General features: G+C 33.4%; 14 protein-coding genes and 1 pseudogene. 14 read left to right on the forward strand and 1 reads right to left on the reverse strand.

Translation table 11 applies throughout. The features are described from left to right. The first annotated feature begins 223 nt into the window (after window positions 1–223). The 8 genes from OOK92_RS00885 to OOK92_RS00920 all read left to right on the forward strand — a co-directional run bounded on the left by OOK92_RS00885 (window position 224) and on the right by OOK92_RS00920 (window position 5,959). Window positions 224–343 carry a phage tail assembly protein gene (locus tag OOK92_RS00885; protein WP_406722595.1) on the forward strand — a complete coding sequence of 40 codons (120 nt, stop codon included), beginning with the start codon at window positions 224–226 and terminating at the stop codon, window positions 341–343. A 109-nt stretch (window positions 344–452) separates the two neighbouring features. Beyond that, entirely contained in the window at window positions 453–2,726 is a 2,274-nt protein-coding gene (locus tag OOK92_RS00890; protein ID WP_264735952.1) for a phage tail tape measure protein, read from the forward strand. Further along, a complete protein-coding gene (locus OOK92_RS00895; protein ID WP_264736384.1) occupies window positions 2,726–3,073 on the forward strand; it encodes a phage tail protein in 348 nt (115 codons plus the stop codon). Before OOK92_RS00890 ends, OOK92_RS00895 begins: the two co-directional genes overlap by 1 nt. After that, window positions 3,070–3,279 carry a tail protein X gene (locus OOK92_RS00900; protein ID WP_010081876.1) on the forward strand — a complete coding sequence of 70 codons (210 nt, stop codon included), beginning with the start codon at window positions 3,070–3,072 and terminating at the stop codon, window positions 3,277–3,279. Before OOK92_RS00895 ends, OOK92_RS00900 begins: the two co-directional genes overlap by 4 nt. Then, entirely contained in the window at window positions 3,280–4,224 is a 945-nt protein-coding gene (locus OOK92_RS00905; RefSeq protein WP_264735953.1) for a contractile injection system protein, VgrG/Pvc8 family, read from the forward strand. A 52-nt stretch (window positions 4,225–4,276) separates the two neighbouring features. Next, window positions 4,277–4,810: an ankyrin repeat domain-containing protein gene (locus OOK92_RS00910; protein WP_264686996.1), complete on the forward strand. Its 534-nt coding sequence runs from the start codon at window positions 4,277–4,279 to the stop codon at window positions 4,808–4,810. 67 nt (window positions 4,811–4,877) lie between these two features. After that, a complete protein-coding gene (locus OOK92_RS00915) occupies window positions 4,878–5,099 on the forward strand; it encodes a hypothetical protein (protein ID WP_108783956.1) in 222 nt (73 codons plus the stop codon). Window positions 5,100–5,107: 8 nt separating this feature from the next. Further along, window positions 5,108–5,959, forward strand: coding sequence for a patatin-like phospholipase family protein (locus OOK92_RS00920; RefSeq protein ID WP_264735954.1), 852 nt, complete (start codon window positions 5,108–5,110; stop codon window positions 5,957–5,959). Here OOK92_RS00920 and mutL read toward each other — a convergent pair. Continuing rightward, a pseudogene (gene mutL, locus OOK92_RS00925) lies at window positions 5,876–6,283 on the reverse strand (DNA mismatch repair endonuclease MutL); the annotation flags it as partial. The gene OOK92_RS00920 and the pseudogene mutL sit on opposite strands and share 84 nt — an antisense overlap. A 429-nt stretch (window positions 6,284–6,712) precedes the next feature. Between mutL and OOK92_RS00930 the strand changes: the two are divergent. The 6 genes from OOK92_RS00930 (at window position 6,713) to OOK92_RS00955 (ending at window position 15,184) form a co-directional block, all read left to right on the forward strand. Continuing rightward, window positions 6,713–6,886, forward strand: a complete 174-nt coding sequence (locus OOK92_RS00930) for an ankyrin repeat domain-containing protein (protein ID WP_264735955.1) — start codon at window positions 6,713–6,715, stop codon at window positions 6,884–6,886. A 43-nt stretch (window positions 6,887–6,929) separates the two neighbouring features. After that, window positions 6,930–9,314 carry an ankyrin repeat domain-containing protein gene (locus OOK92_RS00935; RefSeq protein ID WP_264736422.1) on the forward strand — a complete coding sequence of 795 codons (2,385 nt, stop codon included), beginning with the start codon at window positions 6,930–6,932 and terminating at the stop codon, window positions 9,312–9,314. Between the two features lie 121 nt (window positions 9,315–9,435). Next, window positions 9,436–10,185: an NTP transferase domain-containing protein gene (locus tag OOK92_RS00940; RefSeq protein ID WP_264735957.1), complete on the forward strand. Its 750-nt coding sequence runs from the start codon at window positions 9,436–9,438 to the stop codon at window positions 10,183–10,185. 124 nt (window positions 10,186–10,309) lie between these two features. Next, window positions 10,310–11,263, forward strand: coding sequence for an NAD-dependent epimerase/dehydratase family protein (locus tag OOK92_RS00945; RefSeq protein WP_264735482.1), 954 nt, complete (start codon window positions 10,310–10,312; stop codon window positions 11,261–11,263). Further along, the gene (locus OOK92_RS00950) at window positions 11,220–13,547 is read left to right on the forward strand and encodes a glycosyltransferase (protein WP_264735481.1); all 2,328 of its coding nucleotides are present in this window, start codon (window positions 11,220–11,222) and stop codon (window positions 13,545–13,547) included. The genes OOK92_RS00945 and OOK92_RS00950 overlap by 44 nt, the downstream gene beginning before the upstream one ends. Beyond that, a complete protein-coding gene (locus tag OOK92_RS00955; RefSeq protein ID WP_264735480.1) occupies window positions 13,508–15,184 on the forward strand; it encodes a WG repeat-containing protein in 1,677 nt (558 codons plus the stop codon). Before OOK92_RS00950 ends, OOK92_RS00955 begins: the two co-directional genes overlap by 40 nt. Window positions 15,185–15,188 lie beyond the last annotated feature (4 nt).

Raw genomic sequence — 15,188 nt, forward strand, 5'->3', positions numbered from 1 at the left:
ATCTGAAGTTTAAAATCAAAAAATGCTCTTATCGCATCTTATGTGGAATAGTACCTTACACAAATTTATTAAATGTTGTTGGTTAGTGTATAACGCTATACAGGATGTGGGTTGGAAGTATTTTTTGATTACGGTACAGTTTGAATAATTTTTTTATTGACTCACAAGACGGTATCTAGCTATTGAGAGACTTAATGGTAGTGATCTAAGTAAGGAAGTAACTTTGACTGCCAATTTGACATCAGTTGCAAAAGAAGCAATTGAAGAGTTAGATATTGCTGATTATGTGAAAATTCAAGAGGTATTAAAGGATTTTTTTTCACCGATTATCCAAAAAACTTGAGATTAGAAATACTAGTGCTTGGCTCTATCATAGGTGGTGGAGTTGAGCACATTCTTGATATGGAGATTAGTGAGTTTATTTTATGGAGCAAATTAGCTAGGAAGTTCAAATGTCAGTATTATCGATAAAAATAGGTGCGGTACTTGATGGCAGTTTTAATACTGTAATAAAAGGAAGTAGTAGTCAACTCTCTAATCTTGGTGAGAATATAAGAAAGCTTGATTCATCTTTAAAGTCAGTATCAAAGTTTAAACAGTTAGGTCATGATGTTTTGACCAGCAGGAGGTCGTGGAAGGGCTTTGAAGATCAAGTAAAATCTTTAGCTAAACAAATGAAAGCGGTGGAGAAACCAAGCAAAACTTTAAAAGCAGAGTTTGACAAGGCCAAAACCTCCGCAACAAAAGCAAAAGAAGCATACTTAAAAAAGAGAGATGCTTTACATTCATTTAATGAAGAAGTAAGAAAAAGTGGAAGAAATATTAAGTCATTAGTAAGTGACCAATATAAACTTGGCTCGTCCATTGAAGCGCTGAAAGGCAAGTATGGTAAGCTTGGGTCTGCAATACGTAGTCACCAAAGTTTTTTAGCAAGTAAAGCACATTTTAAGTCACAAATTATAGAAACTGTTGGACTAGGTCTTTCGCTTGCAGCACCAATCAAAGTTGCAATTGACTTTGAAAGTGCTATGGCTGATGTTACAAAAGTGGTAGATTTTAAAAAAGGAACGGATGAAGCAACTAAATTTGCAAAGAAGTTAAAAGAGATGTCACGTACTATACCATTATCAGCCGCAGAACTGGCACAAATAGCTGCAAGTGGTAGTCAACTTGGTATCAAGAAAGAAGATCTTTTTATGTTTACAGAAACAGTGGCAAAAATGTCTACAGCATTTGATATGTCTGCAGAGCAAGCAGGTGATTCTATAGCTAAACTCTCTAACGTTTATGGAATTGATGTTAGTAAAATGGAATACGTTGGTAATGTAATCAATCACTTATCAGATAACACTGCTGCCAAAGCAAAAGATATGGTTGAAGCTCTAGCAATAGTTGGTGGTACTGCAAAACAATTTGGTCTTGACATCAAGGAAACAAGTAGTTTAGTAAATGCCTTCGTTAGTTTAGGTAAACAACCAGCAAAAGCTGCAACTGCTATAAATGCTCTACTTAGTAAACTTCAGACTGCTGAAGAACAAGGAGGGGATTTTAAAGCAGCATTAGAGCAAATGGGCATAACTGCAGAAGAAATAGTACAAAGAATAAGCGAAAACGGCGAAGAAGCATTACTCTACTTTTTTCAAGCTCTAAAGAAAATGGATAACCAGGAACGTTCTACAATCCTTATGAAACTTTTCGGTCAGGAATATCAAGATGATATTGCATTATTAGCTGGAAGTTTTAACAAATACGAAAATGCTATAAGGTTACTAGCTGACACAGAAGAGTACAAGAGCTCGTTGCAGAAAGAATTTCAAAACCGTGTAGACACCACAGCCAGTAAATTACGACTTCTTCGCAACGCAATAGCTGAAGTTGGTATGAACCTGGGTTCAGTGATGCTGCCTACTTTAAAATCTATAGCTGAATTTTTACAAGAAAAAACTAGAAGCATAGCGTTATTTGCAGAAAAATATCCAACTTTAACCAAAGCAATCATGGGTACTGTAGCAGCCTTGATAAGTTTAAAAGTTGTAGCAGTGGGACTAGGATACGGATTTACATTGCTAGGAAGTACGATTTTTAGTCTGAAAGCAAACCTACTTGGAGTATTTTCATTTTTATCAGCTACAGTTTTTCCTGCAGTAGTAACAGGACTAAGAGCAGTAACACTCGCTATAATGAGTAACCCTATAGGACTTTTAATTACTGGACTTGTCACTGGCGCAGCACTTGTTATAACTAACTGGCAAAAGGTAAAAGACTTTTTCTCTAGCTTTTGGAAATCGATAATAAAACCCATAGAAGAAGCTTTTTCATGGATAGGTGAAAGTATATTTGGAAAAGTATTGGGAAATAGCCCACTGAAAGAGTTTGAAAAAAGAAAAACTGAAGTAAAAGCAGTGCACACTCCCCTAAAAAGTAATATTCTCAACAGTGGAAATCCTGTGCTAGGTAACAGTATAATTAAAGAATTTTCAAAGAGAAATAAAAATAGCTTCAGAGTCAAAAGCCTTATTGAGGAGACAGAGAGCGATAAGATATTTGCAAGGAGTAAGTTTGAAAATAAAGAACAAAATAAAACTCAGAACATCACTAATAATTACACTATCAGCATTAAAGCAGAACCTAACCAAGATGTTCGTAGTCTTGCAGATGAAGTAATAAAAAGGATAAGAGAAAAGTCACGTGATGTTTTATTTGATACGGTAGAGACATTTTATTGATGCTATCTCTTGGTCCGTATAAGTTTGCTTCCACAAGTTTAAAGTATAGCAGAGAAAATCGTTGGAGCACGATTGAGTGTATTGAAAATATGCCACTATTACAAAATATCGGTCAAGGTGTAGAAAATATAGATTTAGAAGGAATGATTTATCTGCATAATCTCAACGTGCTAAATCAATTAAAGAGTGTGAAAGAAACTGAAAAACCACATATTTTAGTAGATAGTTTAGGTAATATTTTAGGACAATTCGTAATTACTAGGTTAGAAGAAAAGCAGATGTATTTTTTACCTAATGGACTACCAAGAAAAGTTGAATTTAGTTTGAGTTTAAAAAGCTATAGATGACTATATACTATGTGAGTAAAGAAAATGAGATGTTAGATCTGATTTGCTGGAAACATTACGGATTTACTGATGGAGTAGTGGAATTAGTACTAGCAGAGAACTTGGGTTTGGCAGAATATGGAAGCTTTTTGCCCGCAGGATTAAAGATAAAGCTTCCTACCATTAAGAAAATAGTACAAAAGTCAAAATTAAAGGTCTGGGAATAAATGCAGCCAGATTTTATAATAGATAAATGTGAATCAATTAAAGATAGAGTTATATCATTGCACCTTACAGATGAATCAGGAATAATAGATGATGTAGTTGAAGTGTGTGTTGATTACAGGGATGAAGGCATAGATATTCCGAATGAATTGAACATAGCACTAGGTTATAAGGAAATTGGAATCTTTCCAATGGGTATATATACAGTCAACGAAGTGACTATACAGGGTCCACCTAAGACTCTACTAATCAAAGCTCATGCAACAAATTTAAGAATATCTTTGAAGGCAAAAGTATCAAAAGAATGGCGCAAAATTACCATAGAAAACTTAGTAAAAGAAATAGCCCAAAAACATGGATATGGATACAAAGTCGCTGAGGAATTTAAGAATGTATTGATACCCCATATTAATCAGGCAGATGAAAGTGATATAAGTCTGTTAACAAAGATCGCAACAGAGCGTGAAGCAATGGCAAAATTAGCTGGTGGGTATATATTGTTTATTTCAAAGAATATGGCAAAATCAGCCACAGGAAAAGCTTTAGGAACAACGACTATTAGACCTCAAGATACAATTAACTGGAAAGTGCATTTTACCGTACGTGATAAGTATAATTCAGTAGTGGCAAAATGGCATAGCTATGAAAAGGGTGAAACTATTAAAGAAACAGTTGGTAGCGGCGAGCCAAGTTATATTATGTTAGAAATGTACTCAAATGCAGAATCAGCACTAAGTGCAGCAAATGCTAAGTTAAAACAACTAAAGCGAAATAATGCAGTATTGGATATCACTATACCTGGTAATCCAGAGTTATTTGCAGAAGCTAAACTTAATCTTATAGCTTTTAATCAAGCGGTAGATGGTGAATGGATAGTTAACAGAGCGGAGCATACTTTAAATAGCTCAGGTTACCTTACTATGTTGTCAGCATCTTTGAGTAAGTAATGTTAATAAAAAATGAGTAAATGATCTATTTAATATTAAAAAGATGTTGAATATGGATAAATTGGGTCAAGATACAAAAAACAAGCTGCATTTTTGGTGGCTTATAACAGTAATAGTATGTATTATTGCTACCTATTCCTACATGAAGGCAAGAGCTGCAGATAATTATAAAACGATGTTACGCATTGCTTCTCAAAATTGTAACTTAGAGACTGTAAAATTCTTAGTAGAAAATCTATTAGATATTAATGTGCAGATCCCTAAATTAACAGCACTACATTATGCTGCAGAAGAGGGATGTGCAGAGGTTGTAAAATTCCTAGTAGAAAAAGGAGTTGATATAAATGCTACGAAATATGAAAGATGGACACCTTTACATGCAGCTACATATGAAGGCAAATTGGAGATAATTAGATTTTTATTAGACAAAGGTTCAGACCCTACCATTAGAGACACAGATGGAAAAAATCCAAGAGATGTAGCTGTATTAAGGTCAAGGCACAATAAAGATAAACCTTACAAGGAAATCATAAAGCTACTTGCTAAAGCAGAAGATCAATACGAATCAACAAAAAGTAATCACTAAAGCTGTAAGTTTTCTATAATCTGCATATAAATTTCCAAAACTATCCATAACAAGTTAATATTTTCACATGAAAAAGCAAAAAATCCCAATAGCGGTAATAATAACAATAGTTGTACAGACTGTAGGGTTAATCTGGTGGTTGGCAAAACTCGACCTACGTGTACATATCCATGATAAATTTGTAGAAAAAAACCAAGAACTAATCGAAATAGTCTATCGACTTGAAGAGAGAGTGAAAAATCTCACTGAAGAAGTCAACGAACTTGAAGCTATTCACAAACACAAATAAATTTTACAGTGACAAAGTACATTTTATCTGTAGATGGAGGTGGCATTAGAGGGATAATACCTGCCATTATTCTAGCAGAAATTGAATCTAGGACAAAAAAGCCAATTTCCCAGATTTTTGATTTAATGGCAGGAACCTCAACCGGTGGGATTATTGTTGCTGGACTTTGTAAAAGCAATAAACTTCAATACTCTGCCAATGATTTGGTTGAACTTTACCAAGAGTATGGAGCATATATCTTTCAATCATCATTTTGGAGAAAATCAATTGCTTCTTGGCTGAGTGGTTCTCAGTACTCATATAGAAATATGGAATTTATTCTCAACAAATACTTTGGTGAAAGTACTATGGCCGATGTTGCGAGTAATCTACTACTCACCAGTTATGACATTCACAATAGTTGTGAATTTTTCTTCAAAAGTTGGAAAGAAAAAAACATTAAGTTGAAAGATGCACTCAGAGCTACAACAGCTGCTCCAACGTACTTCACACCAAAACGTCTGAAAATTAGCCAAACAGAGAGAGTATTGATAGATGGTGGAGTGTTCGCAAATAATCCAGCGGCTTGTGCATATGCAAGTGGTAAGAGGTTATTTCCAAATGATGAGATTATACTGCTATCAATAGGCACTGGTGGAACAGATAGAAGTATAAAGTATGCTAACTCAAGGAAATTTGGCAAAATAGGGTGGATCAAGCCACTACTGAATGTGATGTTTGCCTCTGGATTGGATTGCGTTGATTATCAACTAGAACAAGTAATAGACGATAAATATATAAGGGGTAATCTCTCTTATTTTTTCTCCTCCCTCATACCTTATAGACCATGCTTCCTTTGCTCCACTTGCCTTAGACGATAATTTCATTCTGCTTACTGCTGCAATTGAAGGTAAAGCTTCTCCCCTAAACCCAAGGTGCTTGATTTCTATTAACTCACTATCGCTTAATTTTGAAGTGGCATGCCTCATAAATGCTAGTTCTAACTCGTCCTTTTCTATTCCATTTCCATCATCTGTCACAGTTATAAGGTTACGTCCACCACTTTCTATTTTGATCTCTATCTCTGAACTTCCAGCATCTATTGCATTTTCTACTAATTCCTTTACTACACTCGCTGGCCTTTCTATTACCTCTCCCGCTGCTATACGATTTATAGTTTTTGTGTCTAAAAGAATTATTGCCATATTTTCAACTCTCAGTCTGATCAGTTTAATATCAATTAAAATCAGATTGTCTATTAAATTCTATTCTAAGCCCTTTCATGAAGATCATTAGAATTATGTATAATTATTAATGCTTTTTAAGTGGATTTCCTATTGTTCTTTCTAAGTTCCTTGGTGCACGTAACGATTATTCTTTAAAAAGAATATTGGCTACTGAGAAGAATGAAGACATCTTCATCAGAAAAAAAAGGGGCAAAAACAGAGAAAATTGATGTAACTACTTAAGGAAGGTGTCTCTATTGCAGATGAGACACCTAATCTATCCATGATCAAATAAAAAAGTTATAAGCATACAGGTTGGATTACAGTATCTTTTTTAAGAAGAAGATTTATCTTGCTTAAAAACTTGTAGATACTATATTTTACACAAATTCTTCATGCGAGGCCTTTATGTTTACTAATAGAATATCTAATAATCTGGATCAGCTGCAATTTTTTGTAGAGTTTTTAAATGAAAATTATGAAATTCAGAAACATCTTAGTCTTACACCACTACATTTAGCAGCAGGAAATGGTCAGTTGGATTTAGTCAACACTTTAATTAGGAGAGGGTTTAGATATTAACTCAGAGATTAAGTACGATGCCTTTACGCCACTGTATTTTTCAATTGCAAAAAATCGCTTAGAGATGGTTAACTTTCTTATTGCTCATGGAGCAGATGTAAACCATAAGACCATTCTAGGCTTTACACCTTTAAGTTTTGCATCCCAGCAAGGATATTTAGATATAGTCAACACCTTGATTGCAAATGGAGCAGATCTTAGTACTAAAACAGATAAACTTAATACACCTTTACACCTAGCAGCAGAGAATGGTCATCTAGATATAGTAAATGTTTTTATTGAAAAGGGATTAGATGTTAATGCTGTAAATAATGATCGAGCAAGACCTTTGCATTCTGCAGTACAAAATGGTAACCTCGAAGTAGTTAAAGCTCTTATTTCACAAGGGTCTAATATTAACGCTGGATCTTCAGGCATAGGTAATCATAAAGTTGATGCAAACATTACACCCTTACATCTGGGAACACAAACTGGTAGGTTAGATATAGTTAAAGTTCTGCTTGAAGCGGGAGCAAACGTTAATGCAAAAACAGATGATAAGATTACACCTCTACATTTAGCGTCTCAAAATGGCTTTTTAGAGTTAGTAGACATTTTACTAAAAGCAAAATCTAATGTTAATGCTAAGGATTATGAGAATCTTACACCTCTACATTTAGCAGCAGAACGTAATCACTTTGGAGTAGTTAAGTCTCTTCTTCTCGTAAGGGGAATTGATGTTAATACTAAGGACCACGATAATTCCACAGCTTTACATATAGGATCTCAGAATGGTCACTTAGAAGTAGTGAAGCTACTAATAGAGAAAAAAGCCAATGTTAATGCTAAAAAAAACGAAGGTTTTACACCTTTGCATCTAGCAATTCAGCAAAGTCATTTCGAGGTGAGTGATTTTTTAATTAAAAATGGAGCAAACATTAACACCGTGGATGATCAGAATTGGACTCCTTTACATAATGCAGCATATAATGGTTTTTCTTTAAAAATAGTAGAGAGCTTAATTGCAAAAGGAGCAAATATAAATGCAAAGATGGATGATGGTAGAAGAGCTCTACATTTGGCAGCAGAACATAATCACTTGGAAATAATGAATTTCTTGATTGAAAATGGAGCAGATATTAATGCTCTAGATAACAGAAGTTGGACTCCTCTACATTGTGCAGCATATGATGGTAGTTTAGAAGTTGCTAAATCTTTGCTTGATAAAGGAGCAGACATTAATGCTAAAACAGTTAAAAGTACTACACCTCTACACTTTGCAGTAGACCATGATCATTTAGAGGTGGTTGAATTGCTCTTAGAAAAGGAAGCAGATATTAATGCTTTAGATCACACAAATTGGACTCCTTTACATTTTGCAGCAGAAAAAGGTTATGATCAGATAGCAACCGTTCTATTGAAACATGGTGCTGATGTAAATGTAAAAGAAAATCAAAATAAAGGCACAGCCCTACATCTTGCAGCTCAATATGGTCATTCTAAGGTAGTTAAAACTCTTATTATAAATGGAGCGGATGTTAATGCAAAAATGGATAAAAATGCTACGCCTTTACACTTAGGGGCACAAATTGGTAATTTAGGTATAGTTAGGTCTCTACTTATGAGCGGAGCATACTTTAATGCTAGAGCTGAAGGAGGTAGATATGTTTTACCATTACACTTTGCGGAAAGAAGAGGAAACCCAGAAGTTATAAAATTACTAAAATTGACTGAGAAGTTATTTAAGGCTATAGAAGATAATAATTATTTAGGAATTGAGAGTTCCATTAGAGATGGAGCAATCATTGATTCGAAAAACGTGGATGGAAGAACGCCATTACATTATGCTGTTAATAATGGGCACATAAAAGTTGTAAATATCTTGCTAGCAAATGGAGCTGACGCTACTAAAGTTACTAACAAAGGTAATACACCATTACACACTGCTGCTTCCAAAGGTCATAAAGAAATTATTGAAGCTTTGTTACAACGTGTAAGCCACAATAAATTGAGTGATTTTATTAATGCTAAAACAATAGTTAAAGGCACTACATCGTTGCATGTTGCTACTGAAAATAGCTTTTTCGAAGCTGTAAAATCTTTGTTGAAACATGGTGCAATTTATAACATCAAGAATAAAGAAGGTAAAGCACCACTTGATCTTTCTCGAGACCAAAATATTACTAACCTATTGAAATTAGTAGAAGAGCTGTTTGAGAATGCAAAAAATGGTAATGTTGAAATTATCAGTAAGCTGAAAGCAATAAAACCTGATGAGCGCGTAGCTGTAACAAATGCTCGTAATGATCAAGACAAGTCATTAGTCCAGGTTGCAGTAATCAATAAACACTCAAACCTTGCAAGTAGATTATTAGAAATATTAAAAAGTCCAGATCAGAGTTTACAAGATGTCAGCGTAGAAAATAGAGTAAAGAGTTTAAAGTTATAGCTCTCTTAAATGAAACTCTAATGAGGGTGCCAAGATCTAGAAAATATACAAAAATTACAGTGGGATTTACATCTTACTAATTATGAATTAACTTACTACCTAATCAATTCCTGAGTTATGTATGAGTAACATTTTGATAATATTAGCAGCAGGAAAGAGCAGTAGAATGAATTCTGAATATTCAAAAGCGTTGCACCAAGTGGGAAATCTTACTCTTTTAGAACATGTAATTTCTAATGCAAAATTGCTGAGTCTAAAAAGCTTATCAATTGTTGTTAACAACTCCCTTCTAAAAGATTTAGAAAAGTTTGATACCCTAAAAAGTATAATCGATCAATACAATATAAAACTAATAATTCAAGAAAATATTACAGGTACTGGCACTGCAGTTAAAATTGCTCTAGAAAATCTGGAGGAGTTATCTGATCAAGACATAGTTTTAATACAGTATGGAGACACTCCCTTTATATCTAGTGATACAGTTATGAAAATGACTGATTGTTTAAAGTATAATAATTTAGTTCTTCTTGGATTCAATAGTCAAGATGAACAATATGGAAGATTAGTAATTGATAATTACGGCAATGTTCAAAAAATCCTAAAAAATGGAGATAAAATGCTTCTTGCAAACTCTGGAATAATAGCTTCATATGCTAAAGATCTCTTTACCTTAGTAAAAGAAATAAAATTTAATAATTCGACCAATGAATATTGTCTTAATGATATAGTGCCCATTGCAGCAAACAATAACTTGAGTGTAGGTTATGTAGTTTCTGATGAAAGAGAAGCAATGGGAGTAAATAATAAGGAGGATTTGATTAAAGCCGAACACTATTTTCAAGAAAGAAGGCAGCCAACTTTTCTTTCATAACTACATTTTTTTATTACTAATTTAAGTTGACATTTATTTTATACTGGTTTTATAATACCTTTTGATTCTTACTTGTAAGATAATTGGTACGACAAATTTTCCTAGTTGTAGTGAGAGGGTATACATGGGGATATTAATAACAGGTGCTGCAGGTTTGATAGGGTCAACCTTGGTGAAAAAGTTAGAAAACCAGGGCCATGAAGTAATAAGCTGTGATATTAGGTTTCACAACAATCCACTCAGTTTTTTTTCAGAAGATATAGTACCACTACTTGCTCAGTGTACAGGAATCATTCATCTGGCTGCAATTTCTAGAGTTATACATGGTGAACTTTATCCTACACTGTGTCAAAAAATTAATGTTGATGGTACAATGCGGTTTTTAGGGTTATGTAAGTCACTTCCAAATAAACCATGGTTTATATATGCAAGTAGTAGGGAAGTCTATGGAGAGCAGAAGGAACTGCCAGTTACAGAATCTGCTAGTATCGATCCAATAAATAATTATGCAAAAGGTAAAGCATTTATTGAGGAACAAATAACAAGTTCAAAAGATTTTAATGTAGCAATATTACGCTTTTCAAATGTATACGGTGGTTTACTAGATCATAACAGTAGAGTAATTCCTGCACTCTGTATTAATGCATTAAGAGGTGATCCAATTAAAATAGAAGGTAAAGAATGTGTTTTTGATTTTACCTATTTGGATGATGTTATAGAGGGTATATGCTTAACTGTTAAATATTTACAAAGCGAAAAATCTTCTCTTCCTGCTATTCATCTTACTACTAATAGCCCATGTACTTTAGAAAACTTAGCAAAAACAATATTAAAAGTCACGAAAAGTGATTCTAGAATTGATTTTTATCCTCCAAGAAATTTTGATGTAACTAAGTTTCATGGTGATTTTACTAGAGCTAAAGAGCTACTTGGTTGGTCTCCAAAACATTCATTAGAAGTAGGATTAAGTAAATTTATAAAAAGTCTACAAAACAATACACAAGAATATCCTAACAATATAGATATGGTAATATATGAAAATATTAAAAGTTATTCATGGTTACCCTCCTTATTATAGTGCTGGTTCAGAGGTTTATAGCCAAACTCTTGCTCATGAACTAGCAAATAACAATGAGGTACAAGTATTTACTAGGTATGAAAATAGCTTTTTACCTGATTTTTATTACACTACAGTCCTAGATAGTAGTGACTCTCGAATCTTACTGCATTTAATTAATATACCCACAGCTAAATATCGTTACAAATTTATCAATGAAGAAGTAGATATACAATTTAAAAGAGTAATAGATAACTTTCAGCCAGATCTTATACATTTTGGTCATCTTAATCATCTATCAATTACTTTACCAGAAATTGCTTTTAAAGACAATATACCTACAATTTTTACGCTACATGACTTTTGGTTAATGTGTCCAAGAGGAAGGTTTATTCAACGCAATTCTGAAGATTTGTTACGGCTTTGTGATGGACAAAAGGATCAAAAATGTGCAACCCAATGTTACAAAGGATATTTTACAGGAGATAAAGAATTCCTGAATTTAGACATAAATTATTGGGAACAATGGGTTGCAACTAGAATGAAGCACACAAGGAAAATAATAGACTATATAGATTACTTTATTTCCCCATCGAAATTCTTGATGGATAAATTTACTCAGGATTTTTATGTTCCGATAAACAAAATTTCTTATCTTGATTATGGTTTTGATCTCAATCGTCTTAAGAATAGAAATAGAGCACAAGAAAAAGAGTTTATTTTCGGTTATATTGGTACTCATACTCCCGAAAAAGGTGTTAATCTATTATTGAAAGCTTTTTCTCACTTATCATCTAAAGCAAAACTTAGAATTTGGGGAGCAGCAAGAGAAGAAACTAAAGCTTTAAAAGCGATTGCCGATCAGTTTTCACCTGTTGTTAAAGAAAGAATAGAATGGATGGGAAGTTATGATAATAAGAATATAGTTACTGACGTATTTAATAAAGTCGATGCAATAGTCATTCCTTCAATTTGGGGTGAAAATTCACCGTTAGTAATACATGAAGCACAGCAACTTAGAATACCAGTTATAACAGCCGATTATGGTGGCATGGCAGAATATGTAAGAGATGGACTATTATTTAAGCACAGAGATGCAAGTAGTTTGTCAGAAAAAATGCAAGTCCTATCTACAAATCAGGAGTTATACAATAAACTTACCCAAAAAGGCTATCCTTATACTGAAAATGGAAATATACCTTCTATAAGTGAGCATACTGAAAAACTTAACAAGATTTACCGTAATGCTATTGAAAAGAAAGGCAAATCAGTAGCTGTTAAACCCGGTCCTTGGAGAATTACTTTTGATACTAATCCAGATTACTGCAATTTTGCTTGTATAATGTGCGAATGTTTTTCACCATACAGCAAAGTTAAAGAAGAAAAGAAAGCTAAAGGAATAAAACCTAAGATACTGTCGATAGAAACTATCAGAAAAGTAATTAAGGAAGCAGCTGGCACACCTTTAAGGGAAATCATTCCTTCTACTATGGGTGAGCCTTTAATGTATAAAAGCTTTGATGAAATAATCAATTTGTGCCATGAGTTCGGCCTTAAGCTTAACCTCACAACCAATGGTTCTTTTCCTATTAAAGGAGCTAGAAAATGGGCTGAACTATTGGTACCAATTTTATCTGATGTTAAGATTTCCTGGAATGGGGCAACTAAAGAAACTCATGAAAGAATCATGAAAGGTTCAAAATGGGAAGTAGTGACAGAAAATTTAAAAACTTTCCTTGAAGTTAGAGATAAATACTTTAGCGATACAGGTGAAAGGTGTACCGTTACTTTACAATTAACATTTTTGGAAAGTAATTTACATGAACTCTATGACATAGTTAAGATGGCCATAAAAAACGGCATAGATAGAGTTAAAGGACATCATCTTTGGGCACATTTTGAGGAAATTAAGGATCTATCTATGAGAAGAGATGAGTTAGCAATTAGTAGATGGAACACGGAGGTGAGAAGGTTATACGAACTTAGAGATAATATTCTATTGCCAAATGGTAAAAAGATAAAATTGGAAAATTTCACAATCCTTTCTCAAGAAGGTATTAAGGATTTGGCTCCAGGTGGTCAATGCCCATTTTTAGGTAAAGAAGCATGGATAAACAATGAAGGAAAGTTTAGTCCTTGCTGTGCTCCAGATGAACTCCGTAAGACATTAGGAAATTTTGGTAATGTTAATGAGGTTAAACTCGAGGAAATATGGCAGAGTAGTGAGTACCTAAGCTTACAAAAGAATTATTTAAATTACAAATTATGCAAAACATGCAACATGAGAAAACCTTTGATCAATTAATCAAAGATAATTTTAAATCTATTAAAATTTCACCGTGTGAGAGCTTTCACGAGTTGCTAGGAAATCCTTTATATGAAAATAGGTTTATAAAGGTTGGTAAATTTCATGAGCCCGGTCTTGCACCGGTTTATGATCAGACAGGTGCTTATCATATCAATGTAAGAGGAGAAGCAGTTTATCATAATAGATTTCTGAAAACTTTTGGATTCTACTTTAATAGAGCAGCCGTAGAAGATGATACAGGGTGTTACCATATTGATCCATCTGGATGTAGAGTATACAAACAGTCTTATCAATGGATTGGAAATTATCAGGAAGATGCTTGTGTAGTTAGAAGACATGATAAATGTTTTCATATTAATTTAAATGGCAACAGAATTTATCAGGAGGAATATGATTATGTTGGAGATTTTAAGGATGGTATCGCTGTAGTCTATAAGGATAGTAAAGCTACACATATTAATCATCATGGAAAGTTAGTACATAATAAATGGTATAAAAAACTTAATGTTTTTCATAAAGGGTATTCTATTGCAGAAGATCAACATGGTTGGTTTCATATAGATATTAATGGTGATCCTGTTTACCAGCAGAGATTTAAAATGGTAGAAGCATTTTATAATGGGATGGCAAAAGTTGAAACTTTTGAAGGTGTGTTAGGACAAATCGATATTACCGGAAATGTAAAGTTTAGTATTTTTGATTTAGGTAAAGAATCTCAAGTGCATAGGATTTCTGCAGAACTTTCAGCCTTTTGGAAAACTTACCTAACAAGCGTTGCTATTGAACTTGATTTGTTAAATATTTTACCTGCAACTACGCCAGTTTTATCTAAAAAGTTAAACATTATCGTACCAAATCTAGAAAGGCTGTTAAGGGCGTTGTGGGAAATAGGGTTTATTGATTACGATAAGGACAAGGACTTATGGCAACTATCATCAAAAGGTAAGTGTTTTAAGGGAATACCATTTTTGCCAAAAGCAGCAACGATGTGGGCAAGAGTTGCCGCTGAAAAGAATTGGTTAAATATTGCCGATATACTAAAACAGAAGTCAATCTCTTCATTTGAATCTTTTAAGGAAAGAGAAGCATCAGAAAATAAGAAAATAGCGTTTTACCAAGCATTGCTAGGATATTCTAGGTTTGATACTAAAGAGTTTAATTCTAGAATTAATATAGATGATGCTAAGAATATATTGCTATTTGGTGTACACTCTTTATTTCTTGCTTATTCTGATATACACAATAAAGGTTCTATAGGCCTATATAACGAACATAAAGTACCAAGACAGTTAGTAGAAAATTTAAAAGTCAAACTTATAACTCAGGAAGAACTATCAGTTACAAATTATGAATTAGGTGTCTTTTGCCGCTTTCTACAGCACTATGATGATGATAAAGTATTGTCTTATTTAAAATTGGTCAAAGGAATATCTCGTATTTTATTGATAGAAACTATTTTAGATTACCGCTCTCCAACTGGAGGCTCTGTAGATATTAATGTAATGGTTGAAACAGGAGGTAAACTAAGAACATTAAGCGATTGGGAAAAAATATTAAAACAAGTAAAAGGATTCAAAATTTTTGCTGTTGTGCCTTTAACAGATTACTTATCAGTCATTGATGTCAGGTATTAATCAT

The organism is Wolbachia endosymbiont (group A) of Rhinocyllus conicus (assembly GCF_947250775.1).
Lineage (GTDB): Bacteria > Pseudomonadota > Alphaproteobacteria > Rickettsiales > Anaplasmataceae > Wolbachia.

Bases quoted from the DNA above. Each gene is read 5' to 3' on its own strand.
- OOK92_RS00890 (WP_264735952.1), top strand. From the start codon at position 453: ATGTCAGTATTATCGATAAAAATAGGTGCGGTACTTGATGGCAGTTTT.
- OOK92_RS00895 (WP_264736384.1), top strand. From the start codon at position 2,726: ATGCTATCTCTTGGTCCGTATAAGTTTGCTTCCACAAGTTTAAAGTAT.
- OOK92_RS00900 (WP_010081876.1), top strand. From the start codon at position 3,070: ATGACTATATACTATGTGAGTAAAGAAAATGAGATGTTAGATCTGATT.
- OOK92_RS00905 (WP_264735953.1), top strand. From the start codon at position 3,280: ATGCAGCCAGATTTTATAATAGATAAATGTGAATCAATTAAAGATAGA.
- OOK92_RS00910 (WP_264686996.1), top strand. From the start codon at position 4,277: ATGGATAAATTGGGTCAAGATACAAAAAACAAGCTGCATTTTTGGTGG.
- OOK92_RS00915 (WP_108783956.1), top strand. From the start codon at position 4,878: ATGAAAAAGCAAAAAATCCCAATAGCGGTAATAATAACAATAGTTGTA.
- OOK92_RS00930 (WP_264735955.1), top strand. From the start codon at position 6,713: ATGTTTACTAATAGAATATCTAATAATCTGGATCAGCTGCAATTTTTT.
- OOK92_RS00940 (WP_264735957.1), top strand. From the start codon at position 9,436: ATGAGTAACATTTTGATAATATTAGCAGCAGGAAAGAGCAGTAGAATG.
- OOK92_RS00945 (WP_264735482.1), top strand. From the start codon at position 10,310: ATGGGGATATTAATAACAGGTGCTGCAGGTTTGATAGGGTCAACCTTG.
- OOK92_RS00950 (WP_264735481.1), top strand. From the start codon at position 11,220: ATGAAAATATTAAAAGTTATTCATGGTTACCCTCCTTATTATAGTGCT.
- OOK92_RS00955 (WP_264735480.1), top strand. From the start codon at position 13,508: ATGCAAAACATGCAACATGAGAAAACCTTTGATCAATTAATCAAAGAT.